Here is a 22645-nt window from a genome sequence, read left to right on the forward strand (position 1 = left end):
GCATCAACGGCCCACCCAGAGGTCGTGGGCGCGGGTGATGAGTGAGGCCAGCTCCACCTGGTGCGGATCGCCCTCGTAGGCGCTCTGCGCGGCGGTGGCGAGGAGCTCGTCGAAGGGGGGCGTCCGGGAGCTGCTGCGGGGTACGCGCAGGCTCTCGGCGAAGCCGGCCACGGTGGCCGCAAAGCGCAGCTGGGCGGGGGCCTCGTTGAAGGTCGCGTAGATGCGATCGGGGGTGAGCGCGCGGCTGACGAGCTGGCTCTCAGCGCCGAGCTCCTTTTTGTAGCGGACGTCCACGCGGGCCAGCTCGGCGCTGGAGGCCGGGGCTCTTTCGGTGAGCTCGACTTCGTAGAAGGCGGTGACGGTGTGGCCCGGGCCGAGCTCGGCGGCGTCGACTTCGTCGTTGTCGAAGTCTTCGTTGGCCATGGCGCGCTTCTCGTAGCCGATGAGGCGGTAGCCGGCGATGAAGTCGGGGTTGAACTCCACCTGGATCTTCACGTCGGCAGCGAGCACCTGGAGGGTGCCGACGACCTTCTCGCTGAAGATGCGTTCGGCTTCGTTCTGAGTGTCGATGTAGAAGTAGTTGCCGTTGGTGTCGCGGGCGAGTTGCTCCATGATGTCGTCTTTGGAGCCCAGGCCCATGGCGACGGTGGTCACGGTGATGTGATCGTCGCGGTAGGAGCGGATCAGCTCGGCCAGGTCTTCGCCGGGGGGGCCGACGTTGAAGTCGCCGTCGGAGAAGATGAGCACGCGGTTGTTGCCATCTTCAATAAAACCCTGCCTGGCGAGCTCGTAGGCGTTGACGATGCCGGCATCCCCGCGGGTGGTGCCTTTGGCGATGAGGCCGTCGATGGCGCGCAGGATGCGGTCGCGGTCGGCCACCGGGGTGGGCTCAAGGATGGTGTGGGTGCCGCTGGCGTAGGTCTGAATGGCGACGGTGTCGTCGGGGCGCAGGCGCTCGACCAGGGTGCGCATGGCGATCTTGGCGGCGGGAAGGCGTGTGTCCAGGCCCATCGAGCCGGAGACGTCGACCAGAAAGACCAGGTTGGAGGCTTTCATCTCTTCGACGGGCACATCGGCGCCGCGGATGCCCACGCGCACAAGCTGGCGGGGCGTCTCGGTGGAGCCGAAGTAGCTGGGCAGCATGTCGAGCTGAATCGAGAAGTCTTCGCCGGGGGTGGGCGGGTTGTAGTCGTACTCAAAGAAGTTCAAAAACTCCTCGGGCCGCACCGAGTCGGGATGCGGGAGCTTGTAGCGCAGGATCGCCTCGCGCGAAGCGGTATACGAGGCGGTGTTGACGTCGATGGAGAAGGTGGACGTGGGCTCCTGCGCGGCGCGGGTGAAGCTGTGGTGGCCGATGGCGCGGGCGGGCGGATCGAGGGCCAGGCGCGCGGGGGGCGGGGCGGTGGGGGTGGGCGGCGGAATATGAACTTCGGGCGCGCCGCTGCGCGCCTGCGCGACCTCCCGAAGTGCCGCGCGCCGGGCGGCGTTCGCGACCTGGTCGTTAAAGGACTCGGAGCTTTGTTCCGAGACGCTGGGGCGTTTGGGGGCGTCCGGGTCAATGGGACGGCTGCTGAAGTCACAGTTCACGGTGACATCTTCATTCGCAGGCTGGAACTTCGAGGCGATAGTGCCGCCGAAGAGTTTGATCGCGAAGATGGCAACGACGACCAGGGCGGCGAGGATGCCGAGGTAGAATCGGGTGCTGCGATTGAGAATCATAAGGGGCTCCGGGAAGTTCGGCATCCATCCGTACATCATCGCTTGATGGAAGAAGTGTACGTGGTTGAGGCCAGAATTCCCAATCAGACGGGTGGGAAGATGCGTGGCGCGCTCACTCTGCCTGCGGTTCGACGAGGTCGCTGCTGGCGGCATCGGCCGGAGCCGGACCTTTATAAAACTCGTCGGGGGCGGGCGGGCCGGTGAGCTTGAGGATAAGGATGATCGCGATCGCCAGAATGGCGAGGATGGCGAGGTAGAATGCGGTGTTGCGCTCTTTTTCCATTGGAGTTCCAAAATGTATGCCGCGCGGAAATATGGGGAGCGATGCGGGCATCTGGAGGTGGACTGAGGAGTGTAGGGAGGTGGGGGAAACTTTCCCAATCTGGCGGCCAAAAAAAACCGCCCGGCAAGGCCGGGCGGGCGTAGAGGTGAGGCGATTACAGGTCGGTGCGATCAGTTCTGGGGCCAGAGTCCTTCGGCGATGTCGACGAGCTCGAGAAACTCCTGGTGGTGGGGGTTCTCGGTGTCGGCGGCGGCCTGGGCGATGGCGTGGACGTCGGCGAAGCGGGCGCCGTGGCTGAACTCGCTCTTTTTGAGGATGGCGGCGAACTCGGCCACGGCGGTGGCGAAGCGGAAGTTGGCCGAGGCCTCTTCGAAGTTATCGAGGACCTGGGAGCGCTTGATCTGCTGGATGGCCTCGATGCTTTCGGCGCCGAGCTCGGGTTTGTGGCGGATGCGGACTTCGGAGAGCACCAGGTCGTCGTCGGCGTCGGTGAGCTCGATCTCGTAGAGGGCGGTGACGGTGTGACCGGGGCCGACGTCGGCGGCGTCGCGGGCGTCGTCTTCAAAGTCTTCGTTGTCGAGCAGGCGTTTTTCGTAGCCGACCAGGCGGTAGCGGGCGACGGAGTCGGGGTTGAACTCGACCTGAATTTTGACGTCGGCGGCGATGATCTCGAGGGTGGAGGGGAGCTCTTCGCCGAAGGCGCGGCGGGCTTCGGCGACGGTGTCAAGGTAGAGGTAGTTGCCGTTGGCGTCGCGGGCCAGGGCTTCCATGGTGGCGTCGTTGTAGCTCATGCCCACGCCGACGGTGGTGATGGTGATGTTGCGGTCGCGGTATTCGCGCACCAGATCGACGAGTGATTCGCCGGTGCGGCCGACGTTGAAGTCGCCGTCGGAGATGATGATGACGCGGTTGTTGCCGCCTTCGATGAAGGCGTCTTCGGCCAGGTTATAGGCGGCGATGAGGCCGGCCTCACCGTTGGTGGAGCCGCCGGAGGCCATGCTGTCGATGGCGTCGGCGATGGTTTCGGTCTGATCGCCGGCGGTGGGGGGGAGGACGGTGCCGGTGCCGCCGGCGTAGGTCTGAATGGCCACCGAATCCTGGGGGCGCAGGTGGTTAAGCATGGTGTGCATGGCGCGCTGGGCGAGCGGCAGGCGGTTGTCCGAGCTCATGGAGCCGGAGACGTCGACGAGGAAGACGAGGTTGGAGGGTTTCATCTCCTCGATGCTGACATCGGCGGCGCGCAGGCCGATGCGCAGAAGATGGCGCTCATTCTCAACGTCTTCGGGGGCGAAGTAGGAGGGGGCGATCTCCATGTTGATGGAGAAGCGTTGATCGTCGAGAGGTTCGGGGTAGTCGAAGCGGAAGAAGTTGATGAACTCCTCAATGCGCACCTGCTCGGGCTGAGGGAGCTGGCCGTTTTGAAGCTGGCCGCGAGTGTAGGTGTAGGAGGCGGTGTTGACGTCGACCGAGAAGGTGGAGGTGTTCTCTTCGGCGGTGTCGACGAAGGGGTTTTCTTCGAAGGTGGGGTGGTCGAGGTCGGGGCGTTCCTCGCCATCGGGCATGGGGGCGGGCTCCGGGGCGTAGTCGTAGTCGGCTCCTCCGGGGTAATACCAGTGACCCTCGGCAGCATCGTCGTAGCCGCAGGCGGCGAAGGTGATGGCGAGGGAGGTAGCGAGCAGGGCGCGGGGAGTGATGGGGGGTCGCATCGGGACGCTCCGGGGACGTGGGGTTGGCGTTGGCGGTGGGGGAGTTTGCAGAAGGCGTGCCAGCGGGGAGGGGAAGCTGCGCTCGGAGCGCGGTGTGTGGACTGGCGGGGAGGTGGGTGAGGGGGCGTGGGGAGGATGTGGCGAGGAGGTTGGGGTAGGGGATGTCCAATGCGAGGGGAAGATGGAGTGGGGAGCTGCCAGCGGGCGTGGGGAGAGTTTTAGCGAAAAAAGCCCCCGGCGCGGCGCGCCGGGGGCTTTTTTTAGAAAAGATCACCCGGAGTGGGGTGAGGGGAGCCTACTGGAGGGTGAGGGGGCCGACGATGGTGCTCGGCAGACCCACGGTTGTCGCGGTGGTGGAGACCAGCGGGGCGGTGGGAGAGCTCTCCGGGGTGAGTTCGGAGCAGGTGCCGGCGGCTTCCAGGTAGGAGGCGACGGTGGCGTTGGTGGGCACGATGATGCCGTCGGCGCCGATGGAGGAGCTGCTGGCCAGCAGCAGGGTGTCGGTGAAGGGGTTGTAGAAGACGGAGCGGCCCCAGACCTTGCGGGTCTCGTTGTTGTAGTAGCTCAGGTAGACCGAGCCGGCGCAGCCCGCGCTGGAGTATTCCAGGGTGGCGGCGTTCACGAACTCGCCGGTCCATGTCATGGTGACGCGGTAGCCGGCGGAGGTGAGCACGCTGATGTCGGCGTCGGTGGAGCCAATGACAAGACCCAGGGTGGCGCCGTTGCCGTCGACGAGGGTGGTGCCGCCGCCGGAGGCGTTTTCGCCATCTTCACCGGCGGGGCCTTGTGGGCCGGCGGGGCCTGGATCGCCATTTTCGCCGTCGGTGCCGTTGCAGACCGATTCGGTGGAGGTGACCTGGTCGATGTTGCCATCTTCGGTGGTGTCGTAGCCGAAGGTGACCTGGACGCCGCCATTGGGGCAGTTGGGATCGCCGGTGTTTAGGACGGTGGTCTCGACCAAAGAGCTCAGGCCATCTTCACCGTTCTCACCGTTCTCACCGTTCTCACCGTTCTCACCGTTCTCACCATCGGTGCCGTTGCAGATCTCACGGGTCGAGGAGGTGTCGTCGATGTTGCCGTCGCCGGTGGTGTCGAAGCCCACGCGCAGGCGCACGCCGCCGGCGGCGCAGGTAGCGTCGCCTTCGGCCAGGGTCTCAAGCTCCATCAGGGAGGTCATGCCGTCTTGCCCGTTGGTGCCGTCCTGGCCGTCGGTGCCGTCGCGGCCGTTGCAGACTTCGACGGTGTCGACGACTTCGTCTTCGGAGATGGCGTCGTCGTCGTTGGTGTCGTAGCCGAAGGTGAAGAGGGTGCCGCCGTTTGCGCAGACCAGGCCGGGCTCAATGACCGAGGTTTCGACTTCGAGGGTGAGGCCGTCCTGTCCGTTTTCCCCGTTGGTGCCGTCGGTGCCGTTGCAGACTTCGACCTCTTCGACGATCTCGTCGCCGGAGATGGCGTCGTCGTTGTTGTCGTCGTAGCCGAAGGTGAAGAGGGTGCCGCCGCTTTCGCAGACCAGGCCGGGCTCAATGACCGAGGTTTCGACTTCGAGGGTGAGGCCGTCTTCCCCGTTGGTGCCGTCGTCGCCATTTCTACCGTTGGTGCCGTCCTGTCCGTTGGTGCCATTGAGGCCGTCGCGGCCGTCTTCGCCGTTGCAGACCGCGCGGGAGAAGTCGAGCTCGGAGGTGTCGACCACGCCGTCGTTGTCGGCGTCGACGCCGCTGCGGAGCTCCACGCCGCCGAACTCGCAGGTCTCACCGGGGGAGATGTCGCGAAGCTCCACGGTGGGGACCTGGCCGGTGGGGGTGGTGGCGGTGTCGTCATCGTCGCCGCCGCAGGCGACGAGGGTCAGGGCAAGGAGGGCGGCCAGGGCATGGCGGGTGGGGAAGATCATAAGAAGATGCTCCATCGACGTCGGTGAAGTGGGGTCGCTCGCTCGGGTGAAGTGCACGGCGACCACCATAATGAGGCGGCGTGGAGAATCAAGGTTTTGTGAAAAAATGTTTCAATCTGTATCTGTGTCGAGGTAGGCGCGGTGGCCTTCCTGATCGACGCGGCGGACATGCGCGGTGATGGCCAGGGTGAGGATGATGAACATCAGGGCTTTGGCGGCGCTGTAGCCGATGACACCGGCGATGGGGGAGCCGAAGACGTAGCCCAGGGCGATGCCGGCGGTGCTTAAGACGAGCGCGATGATCTGCCAGCCCAGAAACCAGCGCTGGCGGTTGAGCACCGGCACCAGCGCGCTGGCGGGCACGGCGACGAGCATCGCGAAGAGAAAGACCATCAGGTAGCGGGCAAAGTCGCCGGCGCCGGTCCACTCTTCACCTAAGACCAGGCCGAAGAGGGGAGGGCTGATGATGGCGGCGACGATCGCCGGGAGGATGCCGGCGCCGAGCAGAATGAGGGTGGTGCGTTTGTGGTCGGGGTAGAGGGGGAGGCCCTGGTTGAGGCGCTCGCTGGCGCGCTGGTAGTAGACCTGGCGCACGGCGTTGGAGACCAGTGTTACGGGCATCTTCAAGATGAGGTAGGCCACCGAGTAGAGGCCGGCGGTGGCGGCATCGAAGATGATGCCGAAGAGGAGCACGGGCAGGCCGTTGGTCAGGCCGTTGATCAGCGTGACTGGGGCGTTATAGCGGGGAAAATCGCGGTAGGTGCGCGCGACCTTACGGATGCGCTCGCCACTGAAAGCCTCTCGAAGTCGCGAAAAGTCTTCGCGAAGCACCTGGGCCAATAAGACCAGTGAGGCGATGATCTGGCCTGCGGCCTGGCCGGCGACCAGCCCCAGGGGGCCCAGCGCGGCTACGCCGGCGCCGATCTTGGAGCCGGCGGAGGTGGCCGAGGCGGCGACCTGGGAGATGGAGAGGCGTTTGAATTCTTTTCGGCGCGAGCACCAGTAGCTCAAGATCTGGAAGACGCCGGTGACGAAGACAAGCGGGGGCACCCACCAGAGCCAGTCGGCGGCGTCGGGCTGGCCCAGGTGTTCGGCCAGGGGGACGCGGCCCAGGGTGATGGCGATGAGGGTGATGAGGGTGAGCGTGGTCAGAATGGCCAGGCTCAAGGAGAGGAGGTTCGCGGCGTCGTCGTCTTCGGCGGGCAGCACGATAGCCATGTCGTAGCGAAGCGCGGAGACGCCGGCCAGGATGTTGACCACCGAGTTGAGCATGCCGAGCACGCCGAAGGCCGCCGGCAGAAAGAGGCGGCTGAGCACCGGGGTGGAGGCCACGGTGATGAGCTGGGCGACGAGCGTGCCACTGGCGAGCAGGGCGACGTTTTTGAAAAATGCGCTGCGCACCAGAGTTTTCAGTTTTTCTACGGCAGACACGCTCAGGCTCGAGGCTGGAGAAGTTGGTGGTAGAGCACGTGAAGATCGCGGGCGATGGCGTCGGGGCTGTAATGGGTGAGCGCGCGGGCTCGGGCGGCTTTTCCGTGGGCGCGGGCCAGCTCGGGCTGAAGGCGGTAGCTGTTCAGCGCGCCGAAGAGGGCGTGGGCGTCGTCTAAGGGCACGGAGCGGCCGGTTTCTTCGTCGACGATGGCCTCGCGGCAGGGGCCGATGTCGCTGGTGACGCAGGCAAGCTCCATGGCGGCGGCCTCCAGGAGCACGTTGGGGAAGCCCTCGCGGCGAGTGGGGAGGGTGAGAAGATCGAAGGCCGGGTAGAGCTCGGCGGTGTCGGCGACGAAGCCGGCGAGGTGGACGTTCGGGTGGTCTTCGAGCGCCTGGCGGGTTTGAGGGCTGAGGGCGTCGCGTTCCTCAAAGGGGCCGACCAGCACAAGGTGGGCTTCGGGGGCGATGGTCGCAAGTTTATCGAAGGCGCGCCAGAGGGTCTCGATGCCTTTGTCGACGACCAGGCGTCCGACAAAACCGATGACGAAGTCGTCGGGGGAGAGGCCGAGCTCGGTGCGTTTTTTGGCGCGGTGGTCGGCGTCAAAACGCGCCGGGTTAAAGCGGGTGGTGGCGTCGACGCCCTGGCCGCTGCCGCCGGCCAGCACGCAGATGCGATCGGGGGGGCAGAGGTTGAGTGAGAGCGCGGTCTGGCGAAGCGCGAAGCCCACGGCGATGGTGTGGTTGGAGAGTCGTGTGGAGACGTGTTCGGTGGCGGTGAGCAGGGCGCGTCGCCAGCCGGTGGCCGTCTCCAGGGGAAGGCCGCGCATGTGGTAGATGCGCACGGGGGTGCCGGCGGCAAACGCGCCGAGCGTGCCGAGCAGGCCGCCCTTGGGGGTGTGGGCGTGCACGATGTCGGGCTGAAGTCGGCGCAGGGTCTGCCAGAGCTGGCCCAGCGCGCGCAGGTCTTGCACTGGCGAGATGCGCCGGGGCATCTCGACGGTGTGGATGGTGATGCCGAGCTCCTCTGCCATGCGCGCGACATGGGGGCCCGGGGAGCAGAGGGCCTCGATGTGCATGCCCTGCGACTTCATGTAGGGGATCTGGGTGCGCAGAAAGCCCAGCGATTCGGCGACGGTCGTGATATGAAGGAGGCGCGTCATGAGGTTCCGTAAAGACGTGGGCGGAGGAGTTCGGCGTCGTTTTTGCCCAAAAAGCGTTGGTGCCCACTGTGGCTTCGGGTGTCGTAGCAAATTGCAGCTTAAGGATCGACTGGCGAAGGTGATCGTACGATGGCGACAAGGGTAAGCGCAGCCAGGGGGGAAAACCATTCCAAGGGTGGGCGTGGTGGGCCGGTTGAGGGGGGCTGGTATGAGGGGGCGTTGCAGGCGATGGCCGGGGGTGTCGATCTCTCGAAGCTGGACGGGCGCGGGGTGGAGCAGGTGCTCTCGCGAGCGCGGCGTTTCGGGCTTGCGGCGCCGGTTTGCCAGCGCTTGCCGGCGGTGGGGGTGGTGGTAAGAGAGCGGCTTCGGCTTACCGCCCAGATGGCGCTGGTGCGGGAGGCGACGCTCGAAGTGGCGCGGCTTTTTGGTGGTCTTAAGTGTTTGATTTTGAAGGGGTATCCGCTTGCGTCGGTGCTCTTTGGAGAGGGCTCGCTGGAGCGGGTGAGTGCTGATGTGGATGTGCTGGTGTTGCCCGGCGATCGCGAGGAGGCCTGCGCGCGGTTGAGGCTGGCGGGGTATGTGCCGGCGGCGGATGAGGCGCCGCGGGAGTGGGCGTATAATCAGCACGCCTGGCGTCATCACACGACCGGGGTGCTGGTGGAGTTGCACTGGGCGGTGGGGTTTCCAGAACTTCCGCATCTGGGGGTGGGGCGGTGTTTGCTGGAGGCCGAGGTGGTGGAGCTGCGCGGGGTGGAGGTGGGGGTGCCGAGCGCGACCTGGGGGATGGTGCAGCTTGCGGTGCATCTGCAGCAGCATCTGGGCTTTGCCCGGGGGCTGCTCGATCTGGCGGCGTATGTGGATGCGTTTGGGGACGAGGCGACGTTCTTTAAGGAAGTCGAAGCGTTGGCGCGTGGTTGCGGGGTGTGGGGTGTGGTGAGCTGGGGGCTGCGCGCGCTGGAGGTGTTGGTCGGGCGTAAGGGGGCGTTTGAAGGTTTGGAGCGAGGGGGGGCGGTGGAGGCGTGGGCGCGCTTAAGCGCGGAGAGCGCGCGGGGATGCCTGACTGGCGAGGCGCCGGGGAGGTGGGGCGGGACGGTGGCGGCGGTGATGCCGGAGGTGGGATCGGTGCCGGCGATTTTGCTGCGGGCGGCCACGATGCTGGTGCTCGACCGGCCGGCGATGCGGCTGCGCGGCGCGCTCTATGCCACGTTGCTGGGGCCGCATGAGGCGGGGCGAGTGTTGAGCAAGGCGGGCCTTGGGAGGTGGCTGGGGCCGGGCTGAGCGCGCGGATCGTGGCGGGTTTCTCGGAGCGCAACCCGATCGGTCATGGCCGAGAGGTTCAATCAGCGCGCGGCGGTGGCGTCGGGCAGCGCGAAGATCGTGCCCAGCGAGAAGCTGTGGGAGGCGGCCGTGTTGCGGCCCCAGAAGGTGTAGCCGTAGTTGGCAAGAAGCTCGAAGCCGGCCACGCGGATGATCAGGCCGGCGTCGGCGGTCAGCGCGCTGCGGTCGAGGCGAAGATCGAGGATTTCGATGTCGTCGGGGGTCAGCTCGTTGGCCGGGGTCTCGGGGCTTCGGGCTCAGGCTCAGGCTCGGGGGTGGGCAGGGGGAGGGCCTGGACCGGAGCGGGTTCTTCGGGAGCTGGTGAGGTCGGGGCGGCGATGTCTTCGTCTGCCGGGTCAGCGGCCTCGGCGGTGGGGTGTTCGGGGGCGTCTTCGGGGGCAGGCGCCGGGGCGCGGGAGGGCGCGGTGGTTGTGGGGGAGGGTTCGCGGGCGCCGGAGGCCTGGCGAGCGGCGCCGCGCGCGGGCTGCTGGCTCGGTGCCTGCGCGTTGTCTTCGGGTGCCGGCGAGGGGGCGGCGCTGGCGATCTGCGCGTTTTCGGTGATGGTGCCGGCCGCGCGCGTGGCGGCCTGGCGGGCCTGCGCCTGTGCCTCGGGGGTGGGGGCGTCGGGTTCTGGCGAAGGTGCGGGGGCTTCGGGCGCGGCAGGCGCTGGCGCATCATCCGGGGCGGCCGAAGCGGCGACGGGATCGCTCGTGGGATCGGGCTCGGAGGTGGTGGCGGAGTCGCGGGCGATGAGGAAGGCGGCCACGCTCAGCGCGATGATGATGGCCACGCCCAGGGCCGCCAGGATGAGGATGCGTGAGCGCAGGTTCTGGGGCTCGGGCGGGGCGTCTGTCGGGGCGTTGGAGCCGGCGGGGAGGTCGGGTGTGGAGGCTGTGGGGCCGACGCGTGGTGCCGGAGTGGAAGAGGGCTGGGAGGTCGTAGAGGTTGCGGAGCTTGTTGAGGCTGCGGCCATCGCGCCGCTGACGCGTCCGGTGCCCGAGGGGGGTGGCCAGAGTGTGGCCGCAGTAGGTTTTGCAGAAGCTGCTGAGCTCTGCAGCCAACTCGGCGGCGGTGGGGCGCTGGTCGGGCTCGGGGAGGATGCAGCGGTGTACCAGGCGCTGAAATTCGTCGGGGATCCCGGCGCGGCGGGTGCAGAGTTCGATGGCGGGTTTGTTGATGTGGGCGAGTAGCCCGCTGCCGGTCATCTCGAAAGGAAGCTCTTTGCAGAGGAGCTCGTAGAGGGTGACGCCGAGCTGGTAGACGTCGGTTTTGTCGGTGATCTGCGGGCCCAGGATCTGCTCGGGGGCCATGTAGGCCGGGGTGCCGCGCACGGCGGTGCCGCGGGCCATGAGGTGATCGACGGAGCGGGCCAGGCCGAAGTCGATGAGCTTGAGTTTGCCCTCGGGCTCCAGGATGGCGTTGGCCGGTTTGAGATCGCGGTGGATGATGCCTTGCTCGTGGAGGAAGGCCACGGCGTTGGCGAGCTGAAAGCCGACCTCCAGGGCCCTGTCGAGCTCCAGAGGACCGTTGGCCTCCAGGATCTCATCGAGGTTTTTGCCGCGGACGAGCTCGGTGATGATGACGTCGCGATCGTCGAAGGAGGTGACGTCGTGAACGGCCACCAGGTTGGGGTGGGTGAGCGTGGCCATGGCGCGGGCCTCTTCGAGGAAGAGGCGGCGGGCTTCGGGGTTTTCGCGAAGCGCCTCGCTGAGCATCTTCTGGGCGACCTGGCGGTTGAGGCGCGTGTCGGTGGCCAGGTAGACCACGCCCATGCCGCCCCGGCCTAAGATCTAGTCGAGGCGGTAGCGATCGCCCATGAGGGTGGGGGGCGCGTGGGGGGCGGTGCTGTTGAGGGGCTGGCCGCAGGCGGCCAGAGTGCCGGCGTGGGCCTGGGCCTGCCCGACCTCCACGACCATCAGGCTCTTCTGCGGGGCGACCTCCACGCGGGTGGTCTTCCAGCTGCCCTCGCTGAAGATCTCCAGGGTGTGGGAGCCGCCGCTGAGCGCGAGCTCGACGCGGCCCTCCTCGTCGAGTTCAAACTCCTCGGACGAGCCGGGCAGGCGCACGCGGGCGCGGGCCAGAGGGGCGGCGTCTTGAATGAACATCAGGCGTGCGGTCACGGTCGGAGCTCGTCAGCAGTCTGGGCCGAAGCGGATAACCTGCATTATGGCAGGGATTAAGGGCCGGGTCGAACTGCGCACGCCAGATGCCCGGCGGATCAGCGACCGAAGAGGGCGCGGTCTTTATAGTCGCGGTACTCGGGGGTCTCTTTGACCGGGGTCATCAGGGCTTCGTAGGCCTCGTCGCCGAGGCGTTCTTGAAGGGCCTGCTTAAGTTTGAAGGAGTCGGCCGGGCCGGCAACCGCGTAGAAGTCGACGAGCACGCGGGAGGCTGCCTCTTCGCCGTCGCTGTCGCGGTGGGCGATGAGCGTCTCGATGATCGACTGGGGCTTGCTCAGGTCGATGGTGACGCCGCTGGCCGAGGTGCGCTTTGAGGCGCTCTTTTTGGGAGCGGCGGCCTCCTTTTTGGGCTCTTTTTTCGCGATCTTTTTGGGTTCGCTGGCCGGGGTTTCGCTGGCCTTTTTGGAGGGGGCTTCGGCCGGCTCCGTGGCTTTTTTGGGGGCCTCATCGGCCGGCTCAGCGACGCTGGAGGAGGTGGAGGCGGGGGTTCCCAGCGCAGAGCGCAGCAGCTCCAGGGCCATCTCGGAGTAGGTTTTTCCGAGGCGATCGGCCATTGCTTTGACGCCGTCGACGACCTCGACGCCTTCGCGATCACTTGCACGAACAACGAGCTGCGCTTTGTAAGCCATAACTGAGAACTCCATCGGTGTTGCATTAAGATCAAGGGTCAGGCGACCCGGGGGCTGGCGCGGGGGGAAGGGCGTCGGGGCAAGCCCGCCAACATCTGAACAGAGATGTAGGCACAAAAAATCAGGCGCAAGGTGCCGGACGCACCCCGGGCCCAACATGGCTTATTTACGACGCTTTGAGGAATTTGAATAGGGGGGATTGGCGAAGAGATTTTCCAGAGCGCAGGTTGTTGCGCAGGGCGCGTGAATCGATTAAGAAGACTTTTGCCGGATTGTTGACGAGCGTGCTCGCCAGCGATCAGCGGCATGTCGGGGCGTGGCGCAGCCTGGTAGCGCGCCTGCTTTGGGAGCAGGATGTCGCAGGTTCAAATCCTGCCGCCCCGACTCCGGACCCGAACTCACCCCGTTACGGGCGTGGCTTCGGGTCCAAACGTTTGCGCTCGTAGCTCAGTTGGATAGAGCAACGGCCTTCTAAGCCGTGGGTCGCAGGTTCGAATCCTGCCGGGCGCGTTTTCGATGCCAAGAGCGGGGACGAACATGTCTTGCCCGGGCTGCGCAGGTGTCTAGTATCCCTTCGCCGCGCCGAACAGGTTGATAATTGCTTTATCATGACGAATGACGATCTCCGGAGGTCGATATGACACAGTCCAAAGCCCATTCCTCGCCGACCACCGACGAGAACGTCGAGATGATCGAGATTTACGCCACGGCGAATTTTGCCGAGATGCAGATTCTGACGGACATCTTCGATGAAGAGCAGATCGGGTACTTAACCCGGGAGATGGAGATGTCGATGATGCCGGTGCACGTGGGCGGCCACGATGAGGTGCGCCTGGCGGTCGAAAGCGGTCGTGTGGACCAGGCCCGCGGCCTGATTCAGCAGGCGATCGTCGATGAGGCGATCCCCGGTGACGGGCATTTCATCGAGCAGGATTGAAAGCAGCAAGGCGGGGGAAGTTGGCGCGTGGCGCGGGTCTGAGGGCCTTCGCTGCGCGTTGACGGGGTGCGTAGCTCACAGCAGATCAGCAGATCAGCGGAAAAGTTCGCCGGCTTTTGAGGTGGCGAAGAGCTCACGCATCGGCGCCAGAGTGCGCTTTGATGCCATCAGAGAGAGGGTGCGCGCGTAGCGCGCGCGCTTTTTCTGCCAGGGGATGCGCAGGTCGGGCTGGCGAGCGATGAGCAGGTCGGCGTCGGGCTCGTCGCGGATGTCGTCGGCGTCGATGAAGTCGAGCGCGTGAAACTCCAGATCGAAGTAGGCGGGGAAGGAGGCCTCGATCAGCGGCCAGAGGCGCTCAAGTCCCGGGGCATCGAGGAGGTGCAGGCTGGTGCCGATCAGCGGGAAGCTGCCGGCGGGGAGCACGGCCACCGGAACCTCCCAGTAGGTTGAATCGGGGTCGGCGGGCGCGGAGGTCTCGCGTCGCCAGAAGTGTTGCAGGTCGGGGATATAAGGAGAGCGGGGCGCGCGTAGCGCGCGCACATCGGTGCGATCGCTGCGGCTGGGCTCACCGCGCAGCTCGCGAAAGGCCATCACCGCGGCTTTGGCCACCCAGTAGGGGCCGCAGCCAAAGACCGAGGCGTCGTAGCGGTGGCCGAGCTTCCGGGAGGTCTGCAGCAGGGGGTTGCTGAGGTTGTAACCGGGCGTGCGAAAACCCACCGGGCGCGGGGCGCCGGTGGTCTCCACGGCGTCATCGCAGCGCTCGAGCTGGGTGCGGATGACGTCGGGGGAGCGCCGCCGAAGATCGTAGAAGTGATCGTAGGTGTGGTTGGCCAGCTCGTGGCCCTCGTGATGCGCGCGGGCCGCTAGCTCGCGGTGGGCGTCGTGTTGCAGATCTCGGCCGACGACAAAGAGTGTCGACCGCAGATCGTGCTCTTTGAAAAGACTCAGAAGACGATCGACGCCGACCCGCCAGGTCAGATCGCCGCGCGCATCCACGGGCTGCTCGGGCAGCCCGTGGATCTGGCGGTAGCAGGAGAGGGCGTCGAGATCGACCGAGACCGAGGCGCGGGCGCTCATCGGTTGGTGACGCGGATCACCCAGACCAGGCGGCCCAGGTTCTTGAGCACGTTGGGCACGCGGCGCACCAGGTGGATGGAGGGCTGGCGCTTCTCGACGATGTGCACCGGGATCTCGGTCATGCGGAAGTTCATGCGCTCGGCGCGAATCACAAACTCGCTGGCGAAGAGGTCGCGGTCGACCACGCAGCGGTCGATCACATCGAGCAGGCGCTGGCGGCGGAAGGCTTTGAGCCCGTGGGTGTCGGTGCCGTGGAAGCCCAGAAAGACGCGGAAGAGGCCGTTGAGCACGCGGGTGGCCAGGCGGCGGAAGGCCGGGCGGTGATCCATGGAGCGATCCAGCGCCTTGCTGCCGACGATCAGGTCGTAGCCTTCACCTTCGATCTTCTCCAGCGCGCGGGCGTAGAAGTCGGTGTCGCAGAGATCGATCTCGTCGCAGAGCACGATCTCACCGTGGGCTTCCATGATGCCGCGGCGCATGGCCAGGCCGTAGTTGGGCTCGTCGCTGTGGAGGATGCGCAGCTGCGGAAAGCGCTCCTGGAGTGATTTGGCCAGGGCGACGGTGTTATCCGACGAGCCGTTCTCGCTTAAGATCAGCTCGTAGGTGCGGGAGTTGAGGCGAGGATCGGCGGCGATGTTGGCGGTGAGCTCCTCGACGGAGGACTCCAGGATGAGCTCCTCGTTGTAGATGGGGATGACAATGGAGAGCTCAACATCGGTGGCTTGCGAGTTCGACATGGGGCACACAGCTTAAGAGTAGGGTAGGGGGTCAGGAGGCGGAGTCGGAGGTCTGATCGCGGATCCAACGCCAGAGGGTGTAGACGATGCCCGCGTTGATCAGGGCGACGATCGCCGCGAGCACAAAGAGGAACATGCCCTCGCCCTCGGGTTGTTTAAGCCCCAGGTAGATGGGGACGCCGGCGGGAAGTAGCATGACGATAAGGCCGCCGATAAGCGCGCCACGACCGACCGTTGGCGAGGTCGCGTTGCTTTGAGCTTCGGGCGGTGTTTGAGGAGGCGTATCAGACATCGGGTGCCTTTTTAAGAGGTCCAGCGGCGGCGCAGGATAACGATTGTGCCGGGGCGTCGCAACGCCACCGTTTTGAGCAGGCGTTGTTTGCGCGATGCGCCCCCGGCTGGCGAGGCCCGGAGCTGTCGTCGAGGTCGCGTCTGCTGCATGGAGCGCATGCCTGGGCGGCGTTGCAATGCCCCGGCGATGCGATAGCATCTTCGGGGTGTTGCGCCTCGCCAGCGTCACGCTTCGCGTTGCATCCGTCGCCGTCGCGTTTTGCTCCGGGCGTAGTAAGTCTTAACCCGTCGAAAGTCGAGCCTTTTTCAGCCCCTCAGACGTCCTTGAAATCAGAACCGAAAGAGCACACGCGCGAGGATGTGGAGGCGGCAGCTTACCGTTTTCTGGCGCGCCGCGATCATGCCTGCGGGGAGCTTCGCCAGAAGTTGGGTCGCTACGACTTTGAGGAGGCGCTGGTCGAAGAGGTGCTCTCGGAGCTTGTGGATCGGGGTTACCTCGATGATGAGCGTTTTGCCGAGACCCAGGGGCAGGCGCTGGCGCGTAAGGGCTGGGGGCCGGCGCAGATCGCCCATCGCCTGCGCCAGCGCGGGGTGGATTCGGTGCATATCGACGCGGTGCTCGACCTGGTGGAGGCCGAGACGAGCTGGACGGTGCGGGCCTCGGAGTATTTGCGCGGGAAGTTTGGGGCGCCCGGGCAGTTGGATGAACGCACGCAGCGGCGCGCCTTTCGCCATATGGTCTACCGCGGCTATGCGCCCGGAGTGGTGCGGCGGCTGCTTTTTGACGCTTGAGCGAGCGCGCGCGCCGGACTATGCCGGGCGCTCCCGCGTTGCGTCGTCTGCCTGGACGGCGCGAGGTTGGGAGTTGAGGGCGGCGCGCGCTGCGCCGCCGAGGTTGTTTCTGGAGGCCCCCAAAGCCTTCGCTTGAGACGTAGGACCCCACGATGTCGAGCGCGTTTACCCTCGGGTTTGTGCTGGCGCTGGCCTCAGCGAGCTGCTGGGCGGTGCTGGATATCTCCCGCAAGAAGCTGGGCGTGAAGATGAGCGCCACCGGCGCCGTCGCCGGCCTGATGCTTTTGCACCTGGTCTACATCAACCCCGTGCTACTCGCCGGCAGCCTCACCCAGGTGGAGGGGGCGCTCGGGGAGTCGTTGCTGGCGGGGTATCCGCAGGTGCCGCTCGCGTATCTGCTGCCGACCTCGGTGTCGGTGCTGATGAACCTGGCGGCGAACTTTTTGTTTTTGCGCGCGGTGCAGATCTCTCCCTTAAGCCTGACGACGCCTTATCTGGCGTTTACACCGGTGTTTACGGCGATCACCGGCCTGATCTTTCTGGGGCAGGTGCCCTCGGGTTACGGCTGGGCGGGAATCGCGATCGTGTGTGTGGGCGCCTTCTTTATGAACCCGGGCAACAAAGAAGACGGCCCGCTGGCGCCCTTAAAGGCCCTGTGGACCGAGCGGGGCAGCGCCTTCATGCTGATCGTGGCGATGATCTGGAGCATCACCCCGATCCTCGATAAGAGCGCGGCCGATATGACCAGCCCCATCTGGCATACGATGGTGCTGGCCGGCGGGGTGGGCACGATCTTCGCGCTGAGCCGGCGCGTGCGCGACGGGAGCTTTGGTCCGCTGATCACCGAGTTTAAGTCCACGCCGCGCTGGCTGGCCCTGGGGGGCTTCTTCGCCGTGGGCGCGATGGCCTTTCAGCTGAGCGCCTACGCCTTTATCGACGTGGCCTATGTGGAGACGGTCAAACGCGCGGTGGGGGTGAGTGCGGCGATCGCCGCCGGATACTTCTTCTTTGGCGAGCGCAATATCACGCGTCGGCTGGTGGGCGCGGCGGTGATGTGTGTGGGTGTGGCGATGATCTTGATGGCGGGATGACGCGGTCTACAACGTGTAACACGCCCTAAGTGGGCGCGTTTTGTGGACTTTCGTGACATCTGTGTGGCGGTGTGTGAACATCTGTTGAAATGTAGGAGACGAGATCGTTACACTCATGACACGTCAGGAAGCTAAGGGAGAGAAGATGCACCTGCCTCGCGGTGGTTGGAGCGCGTCGGGGGCGCTGTGTGTGTTGGGAGCGATCGTCATCGCGCTGGGTGGGTGCGGCAGCGATGAGGTCGAGGGGCAGAGCTGCGATCCGGGAGAGCGGCTCAACCCGGTGAGCGGGCGCTGTGTGGAAGATGTGCGCAGCGGCCCCGGCGCAGATGCCGGCGAAGATGCGGACGCGGGTGGGGACGACGCCGGCAACCTCCCCGACGCCGGCGAGGATGCGGACGCGGGTGGGGACGAAGACACCTGCGCGCTGGATATGGACCTTCAGTCCGAGGCGGTCTGCCAGTTTTACGCCCACTCGGCCTCGATGCTTTACCTGATCGACCCCTTCCGGCTGACGATCGAGGAGGTGCGTTCGGTGCCCGAGGGGCTTTTTGATATTGACACTCACCCCGACGGCCGGCTCTTTGGCATCACGCCCGAGGGGCTTTACCGCTTCGACGCCAGCGCCGAGAGCTGGGAGTTGATGGAGCCGCTCTCCGGCCTGGCCAACCCCAACGGTTTATGTATCGACACCGGCGGACAGGGCTATCTGACCTCCTACGATGAGCTCTACACCGTGGACCTGGAGAGCGGGGCGGTGGCGCTGGTCGGTGAGACCGGCGGGGGCTTTAGCTCCAGCGGCGACTGCGTCATCGATAAGGGAAACACGATCCTCATGAGCAGCGCGCCGCGCGGCTTCAGTCAGGACGATGAGCTGGTGTGGCTCAACGGCGACACCGGCGAGGGAAGCCTGCGCGGTCGCACCGGCCACGCCGACATCTACGGTTTGACGGCGGCGTGGGGGATCTTGTTTGGCACCACTGGCGAGGGGAAGTTGTTGCGCATCAACCCCGCGACAGGCGTGGCCGATGAGCTGCACGATTTTGGCGATATTGTGTTCAACGGCGCGGCGAGCTCGCCGGCGCGTTGATGGGCCGATAAAAAACGTTGTGAGACATGAAAAAGCCGCCGCGCCCGAGGGTGCGGCGGCTTTTTTGTGGCTTCAGAGCTGAGCGTTGAGGCTTAGTTGACGCGCTCGATGGAGACCTTGCCGTGGCCGAGGTTGAACGCGGCCTCACTCACGGTAGATGCGCCGGCGCTGAACGAGCCGCCGCCCCCGCCGCCGTAGTTGTCGCTGGTGCCGCCGCCCCCGCCGGAGTAGCCCCCGCCGCCGGCGCCGCCGCAACCGCCGGCACCGCCGCCCCCGCCGAAGCCGCCGAAGCCGTTTTCAGGGGTGTAGCAGCCGCGCGCGCCGAAGGCGCCGCTCACGAAGCTTCCGCCGCCCTGGGTGCGGTCAGGGTCGAGTTCAAGGGGCAGATACTCCACGCCGGCCGAGGCGGTGACGCTGGGCGAGCAGCCGCCGGTGAAGGTGCGTGTGCCGCTCTGGCCGTGGGAGTAGAAGCCGCCGCCGGCGCCGCCGGGGTAGCTGTTGGTGGTGGCTGCGCCGCCGTTTCCGTTGGTGCCGCCGGCCGGGCCGCCGCCGTTGCCGGCGCTGCCCTCCGGGGTGGTCTGGCCGCCGATGCCAAGCGCGTTGCCCCCGGTATACACGCTGCAACCTCCCGGGCTTCCGCCGCCGCCGGCGACGAGCAGCGGCTCATCGTTGAGCACGACGAAGGTGCCGCCGCCCCCGCCCCATTCGTAGCCCGACGAGGCGATGCCGCCCATCTGGCCGACGGCAATGACGAGCTCTTCGCCAGCCTCCAGCTCAAACTCGGCCTGGATGCGGGCGCCGCGGCTCTGGTGGTCGGCGTTGGCGCCGCCGCTGGCCGCGCCCAGTGCTTCGATGCGGTAGGTGCCGGAGGTGGGCACGCTCCAGCGCTGCATGCCGGCGGCCACCGTGACGCTGCGCGGGGCGTAGATGTTGGCGTCGGCGTAGGTCGTGTCGCAGGCGGCCTGCTCGGGGCCAAAACGCCCGGAGGTGTTGCAGGTGTCGAAGACCAGCGGCAGGGGTTCAAAGATGGTGAGGTCCCAGGAGGCGCTGGTCGCGGCCAGGCTCAGCTGGCAGCTGACGGCGCCGACCGGGCCGCCGGGGTAATAAAGCTGAAGCGACTGCCCGGCTTCAACCAGAGCGCTGGAGGTGGCCGGGCCGCCGTCGACGAGCAGCCCGCAGGGGCCGCTGACCGTGGCGACGACCCGGCCCTCAAAGCCCGCGGCGACCACGGCGTCGGAGGTGATCTCGGCGTCGGCTGGCACGCTGGCGTCAACGAAGCTGAAGGCCGCGGGCTGGCCGCCCTCGCGCACCTGGATGGCCACAGAACCCGTGCTCAGCGCGCCCTGACCGTCGCTGACCTCATAGCTGATCGTGGCGGTGTAGGCTTCGCCGATGTTGAGCGCGCTTAAGGTGGCCGCGTCGCCGGAGGGGCTCAGTGAGGCGGCGGCGTGGTCGACCGACCAGGCCACCGAGGTGGCGTCGCCGTCGGCGTCTTCGATGCTCAGCTGCACCTCGGCCGGCTCGCCGGGGAGGATGGAGGCCGGGGCGCGCACCTGCACGATCTGCGGGGCGCGGTTGGGGTAGGTGGACACACGCAGGCTCACCGAGGTGGTCGCGCCGTGCGCATCTTCCAGGCGCGCGGTGATGAGGCTTGAGGCGTCGCGCACCGACGAGGTCTGCACCATTCCCTGGCCCGGCGCGGTGGTGCCGACCAGGAAGTTCGGATCGCTGCTCTCCCAGACGACCATGAAGTCGTCGCCGTCGGGATCTTCGGCGTCAATGGTCAGCGCAATCGACTCGCCGGCCTGCGCGATGATGCGGTCGGCGTAGAAGGCGTTGACCTGCGGGGCGCGGTTGGAGCGGGTGCCGATGGTGGCGCTGGCCGAGCTCTGCGCCTGACCGTCGGAGACGGTGACGGTGAGCTGCTCAAAGACGTCGTACTGCTCGGGGGTTTGCACGCGCACCGACGCGGCGTCCTGGCCCTCGATGATCGTCCAGCCTGCGGGGATGCTCCAGCTGTAGGTCAGCGCGTCAGCGTCGGCGTCGGTGGCGACCACGGAGGCTTCCACAACATCTCCCGGGGCGACGAGTGAGGTCGCGACGACGAGCTCGGCGATGGCCGGGGCCTGGTTGCGCAGCGTGTGCACGCCGATGGCATACGACGCTTCGCCGCCGGCGCTGTCGCTTACCGTGACCACCACCTGGCCCGACTCGCCAGAGGTCGCCGGGGCTTGCAGGTGCGGCGAGTTGGCCGGGTGGCCTTCGGTTAAGAGGGTCCAGCCGGCGGGTACCGACCAGGCGTAGCTCAGCTCCAGGGCGTGGGGGTGGGAGGCGTCGACCGAAAGTTCGATCTCCCCGCCGCGCACCACCTGGTCGGGCTGGGCCGAGGCCAGCGCGATGCTCGGGCCGGGGTTGGCCATGGTCGATACGATGATCTCGGCGCGCGCGCTCTTGCCGGCCTCATTGCTCACATCCACGCGGAAGGTCGCCGACTGCTGGTAGCCAGCCGGCGCGGTGATGGTGGGGCGGCGCAGGCTCGCGTCGTCGATCTGCCAACCCGCCGGGCCGCTCCAGGCGTAGCTCAAGTCACCGCCTTCCGGGTCGCTGGCGATGACGGAGAGGCGAGTGGTGGAGGAGGGGATGAGGCTGGAGAGATCGGTGTTGATGGAGGTGATCAGCGGAGCTCCCAGGGTGCGGGTCTGCACGGTGGTCTGAGCGCTGGTGCTGGCGCCAGCGGCGTCGGTGACGGTGAGGGTGAGCGCGCCGCTGACGCCTTCGGCCTGCGGTGCACGCAAGAGAGGTTGGCCGACGGGGCGGCTGGCCGTGATGACCTCCCAACCTTCGGGGGCCTCCCAGGCGTAGGTCAAGGAGGCGGCGTCTTCGAAGCGGTGCGACGCGCTGGCCTCAACCTCCAGAAGTTCGCCCGGCTCGGCCACCGGTGGGGTGACGATGAGCGAGGTGATGCGCGGGCCTTCATTGGCCTCGGTGCTCACCACGATCTCGGCGCGATCTTCGACGCCGTAGCGGTCGCTCACAATCAGCTCCACGCGCGCCGAGGCGCCGTAGACCTGCGGGGCAACCACCTCGATGGTGGGGCCGATGATGGTGTCGCTCTCCCAGCCTTCGGGGAGCATCCATTCGTAGAGGAGGTCTTCATCCCAGCCATCGGCGTCGACTGCGCTGGCGACGAGCTCCAGGGTGGCGCCGGGGGCCACACGCGCGGGCACGGCGACCAGGCTGCGCACCCGCGGGCCGTTGTTGGCAGCGGTGCTCAGGTTAAGTTCTTGCGTGGCTTCAGCGCCGAAAGGATCGCGGACCACGGCCACCACCGCCGCGCTGGCCGAGGGCTGGTCCGGGGCGCTGACCTGCACGGCAAAAGGATCGTTCTCGTCGACGCTCAGCACCCAGCCTTCGGGGGCGCTGAAGGCCACCGTCAGAGCGTCCTCATCCGCGTCTTCGGCCACCACGCGCACCATCGACTCGCCGCCGGGGGCCAGTGAGGCGGGATCGGCCGACATGCTCAAAATGATTGGGGCGGCGTTGGTGCGCGTGCTCAAACTCAGCGCCGCGCTCGACTCACCGCCGCGCCCGTCGCTGACCACCACGCGAAGTTCGCCGCTGACGCCAAAGCCCTCCGGGGCCATCACGCTCACCGCCGCGCCGGAGGCATCGCCGGCGTCGACCACAAAGCCTTCGGAGGCTTCCCAGGCGTAGCTGAGCGCGTCGCCGTTGGCGTCGACGGCGTCGACCTCCACCATCACCGACTCCCCGGGGAGGAGCACGTCGCGCTCGGCGCTGAACTCGAGGATCTCGGGCGCGGCGTTGACGCGCGAGAGGATCAGGCTGACCTCGACCTCCTCATCTTCGACGACCTCGACCTCCTGCTGCTGCGGCTCATAACCCTCCAGCGACGCCACGACCAGGCGGTTGCCGGTGGCCACGGTGAAGCTGAAGCTGCCGTCGGCTTCGGTGAGCGCGTGCGCTGCGCCCACCTCCACGCGCACCCCGGAGGCGTCGGCGCTGTCGTCCAGCGTGACCTGCCCGACGATGGTACCGGTCGGCGGCGACTGCAACTCGCCAGGGGTGTCATCCGGGGCTCCGCACCCCAGGCCAACGCCGACGACGAGCAAGCTCGTGACCGGCCACAATGTCCAATGCAGGCGTACGACGTGCATGGTGACGCTCCTTATCAAGAAGGAACGCCGGGCGTTGGGCGACCGGACGTTCGGGTAGGGGGCAGCGGTGATGCGGGGTGGAACTCTTGTAACGTAACTTTACATTTCTGTTTGTGCAAATGCAGTCAAGAGGCTGGCGAGCATC

At 66.7% G+C, this 22645-nt stretch carries 20 protein-coding genes and 2 tRNA genes; 7 read left to right on the forward strand and 15 right to left on the reverse strand.

From position 1 onward, the window contains the following. Window positions 1–3: 3 nt before the first annotated feature. The 6 genes from FRC98_RS19510 to FRC98_RS19530 all read right to left on the reverse strand — a co-directional run bounded on the left by FRC98_RS19510 (window position 4) and on the right by FRC98_RS19530 (window position 8187). Window positions 4–1719, reverse strand: coding sequence for a vWA domain-containing protein (locus FRC98_RS19510; protein WP_230467824.1), 1716 nt, complete (start codon window positions 1717–1719; stop codon window positions 4–6). Between the two features lie 112 nt (window positions 1720–1831). After that, a complete protein-coding gene (locus FRC98_RS21825; RefSeq protein WP_230467825.1) occupies window positions 1832–2002 on the reverse strand; it encodes a hypothetical protein in 171 nt (56 codons plus the stop codon). A gap of 170 nt (window positions 2003–2172) precedes the next feature. Next, on the reverse strand, window positions 2173–3708 hold the full coding sequence (locus FRC98_RS19515) for a vWA domain-containing protein (protein ID WP_146983177.1): 1536 nt from the start codon (window positions 3706–3708) through the stop codon (window positions 2173–2175). 295 nt (window positions 3709–4003) lie between these two features. Continuing rightward, window positions 4004–5596, reverse strand: coding sequence for a DUF7151 family protein (locus FRC98_RS19520; protein WP_146983179.1), 1593 nt, complete (start codon window positions 5594–5596; stop codon window positions 4004–4006). A 111-nt stretch (window positions 5597–5707) separates the two neighbouring features. Then, window positions 5708–6997 (reverse strand): oligosaccharide flippase family protein, encoded by a 1290-nt coding sequence (locus tag FRC98_RS19525; protein WP_230467826.1) that lies wholly within the window; start codon window positions 6995–6997, stop codon window positions 5708–5710. Window positions 6998–7029: 32 nt separating this feature from the next. Next, a complete protein-coding gene (locus FRC98_RS19530) occupies window positions 7030–8187 on the reverse strand; it encodes a glycosyltransferase family 4 protein (protein WP_230467827.1) in 1158 nt (385 codons plus the stop codon). Between the two features lie 129 nt (window positions 8188–8316). On the opposite strand from FRC98_RS19530, the gene FRC98_RS19535 reads away from it, so the two are divergent. Continuing rightward, complete coding sequence (locus FRC98_RS19535; protein WP_146983184.1) at window positions 8317–9465, forward strand: nucleotidyltransferase family protein; 1149 nt, start codon at window positions 8317–8319, stop codon at window positions 9463–9465. A gap of 62 nt (window positions 9466–9527) precedes the next feature. Here FRC98_RS19535 and FRC98_RS22115 read toward each other — a convergent pair whose 3' ends face one another. From FRC98_RS22115 to FRC98_RS19555, 5 genes are all read right to left on the reverse strand, one after another. Beyond that, window positions 9528–9650: a hypothetical protein gene (locus FRC98_RS22115; protein WP_283809666.1), complete on the reverse strand. Its 123-nt coding sequence runs from the start codon at window positions 9648–9650 to the stop codon at window positions 9528–9530. A gap of 77 nt (window positions 9651–9727) precedes the next feature. Then, entirely contained in the window at window positions 9728–10294 is a 567-nt protein-coding gene (locus tag FRC98_RS19540) for a hypothetical protein (protein WP_146983186.1), read from the reverse strand. Further along, complete coding sequence (locus FRC98_RS19545; RefSeq protein ID WP_283809668.1) at window positions 10179–11294, reverse strand: serine/threonine-protein kinase; 1116 nt, start codon at window positions 11292–11294, stop codon at window positions 10179–10181. The genes FRC98_RS19540 and FRC98_RS19545 overlap by 116 nt, the downstream gene beginning before the upstream one ends. Then, window positions 11295–11624 (reverse strand): hypothetical protein, encoded by a 330-nt coding sequence (locus tag FRC98_RS19550; RefSeq protein ID WP_146983189.1) that lies wholly within the window; start codon window positions 11622–11624, stop codon window positions 11295–11297. A gap of 98 nt (window positions 11625–11722) precedes the next feature. Beyond that, window positions 11723–12313: a hypothetical protein gene (locus tag FRC98_RS19555; RefSeq protein WP_146983190.1), complete on the reverse strand. Its 591-nt coding sequence runs from the start codon at window positions 12311–12313 to the stop codon at window positions 11723–11725. A 310-nt stretch (window positions 12314–12623) separates the two neighbouring features. Between FRC98_RS19555 and FRC98_RS19560 the strand changes: the two genes are divergently transcribed. The 3 genes from FRC98_RS19560 to FRC98_RS19570 all read left to right on the forward strand — a co-directional run bounded on the left by FRC98_RS19560 (window position 12624) and on the right by FRC98_RS19570 (window position 13250). Beyond that, a tRNA-Pro gene (locus FRC98_RS19560) sits at window positions 12624–12697 on the forward strand. Window positions 12698–12749: 52 nt separating this feature from the next. Next, a tRNA-Arg gene (locus tag FRC98_RS19565) sits at window positions 12750–12823 on the forward strand. Between the two features lie 127 nt (window positions 12824–12950). After that, window positions 12951–13250: a hypothetical protein gene (locus tag FRC98_RS19570; RefSeq protein ID WP_146983192.1), complete on the forward strand. Its 300-nt coding sequence runs from the start codon at window positions 12951–12953 to the stop codon at window positions 13248–13250. A gap of 93 nt (window positions 13251–13343) precedes the next feature. Here FRC98_RS19570 and FRC98_RS19575 read toward each other — a convergent pair whose 3' ends face one another. The 3 genes from FRC98_RS19575 to FRC98_RS21830 are packed head-to-tail and all read right to left on the reverse strand — an operon-like array spanning window position 13344 to window position 15356. Continuing rightward, window positions 13344–14327, reverse strand: coding sequence for a polysaccharide deacetylase family protein (locus FRC98_RS19575; protein ID WP_146983194.1), 984 nt, complete (start codon window positions 14325–14327; stop codon window positions 13344–13346). Beyond that, window positions 14324–15064 (reverse strand): glycosyltransferase, encoded by a 741-nt coding sequence (locus FRC98_RS19580; RefSeq protein ID WP_146983195.1) that lies wholly within the window; start codon window positions 15062–15064, stop codon window positions 14324–14326. The genes FRC98_RS19575 and FRC98_RS19580 overlap by 4 nt, the downstream gene beginning before the upstream one ends. Window positions 15065–15095: 31 nt before the next feature. Further along, window positions 15096–15356: a hypothetical protein gene (locus FRC98_RS21830; protein ID WP_230467828.1), complete on the reverse strand. Its 261-nt coding sequence runs from the start codon at window positions 15354–15356 to the stop codon at window positions 15096–15098. A 323-nt stretch (window positions 15357–15679) separates the two neighbouring features. Between FRC98_RS21830 and FRC98_RS21835 the strand changes: the two genes are divergently transcribed. The 3 genes from FRC98_RS21835 (at window position 15680) to FRC98_RS19595 (ending at window position 18325) form a co-directional block, all read left to right on the forward strand. After that, window positions 15680–16147 carry a regulatory protein RecX gene (locus tag FRC98_RS21835; protein WP_230467829.1) on the forward strand — a complete coding sequence of 156 codons (468 nt, stop codon included), beginning with the start codon at window positions 15680–15682 and terminating at the stop codon, window positions 16145–16147. A 152-nt stretch (window positions 16148–16299) separates the two neighbouring features. Further along, entirely contained in the window at window positions 16300–17238 is a 939-nt protein-coding gene (locus tag FRC98_RS19590) for an EamA family transporter (RefSeq protein WP_146983198.1), read from the forward strand. Window positions 17239–17383: 145 nt separating this feature from the next. Continuing rightward, window positions 17384–18325: a hypothetical protein gene (locus tag FRC98_RS19595; RefSeq protein WP_146983200.1), complete on the forward strand. Its 942-nt coding sequence runs from the start codon at window positions 17384–17386 to the stop codon at window positions 18323–18325. 92 nt (window positions 18326–18417) lie between these two features. Here FRC98_RS19595 and FRC98_RS22120 read toward each other — a convergent pair whose 3' ends face one another. Then, window positions 18418–22500 (reverse strand): Ig-like domain-containing protein, encoded by a 4083-nt coding sequence (locus tag FRC98_RS22120; protein ID WP_283809667.1) that lies wholly within the window; start codon window positions 22498–22500, stop codon window positions 18418–18420. Window positions 22501–22645: the final 145 nt, after the last annotated feature.

The organism is Lujinxingia vulgaris (genome assembly GCF_007997015.1).
Lineage (GTDB): Bacteria > Myxococcota_A > Bradymonadia > Bradymonadales > Bradymonadaceae > Lujinxingia > Lujinxingia vulgaris.